Raw genomic sequence first — 410 nt, forward strand, 5'->3', positions numbered from 1 at the left:
CGCAGATACATTGCATAATCAATGTTTTCGTTAAGCGGATACACTCGCATAAAGCGGTCCAGAGTGGCGATAGCCGTTTCAGGCTCGTCTGTTTTGTAATAAGCATAAGCAGAATCCAGTAAGGCTTGCTGCGCATACTCACCAAACGGGAAGCGTGCTTCAAGTTGTTCGTAATATTCGATTGCCGTGCGGTAATCATTAATATTCAGGGCTGCTTTAGCTTCGGCATAAACGCGCTCTANNGGGTCTCTACCTGAAAAGAAGGAGCACGCGGTAAGTGTGAATAACAGGAACAACGGCAGAATGTATTTCATCATGGGCTTCTATCTGTATAAAACAAAAAATTCACAGCCTGCGATTGTAGACTGTTTAAGCGGGCAAATCATCACTAGGGTCTGTTAATCTTTCAT

1 protein-coding gene is annotated in these 410 nt (G+C 43.9%); it reads right to left on the reverse strand.

Annotated elements, in window-relative coordinates; translation table 11 throughout:
* On the reverse strand, window positions 1–317 hold a 317-nt coding region (gene bamD, locus B3182_RS14170), incomplete at its 3' end, for an outer membrane protein assembly factor BamD (protein ID WP_292753204.1).
* Window positions 318–410: the final 93 nt, after the last annotated feature.

This window comes from Methylophaga sp. UBA4204, from assembly GCF_002379485.1.
GTDB lineage: Bacteria > Pseudomonadota > Gammaproteobacteria > Nitrosococcales > Methylophagaceae > Methylophaga.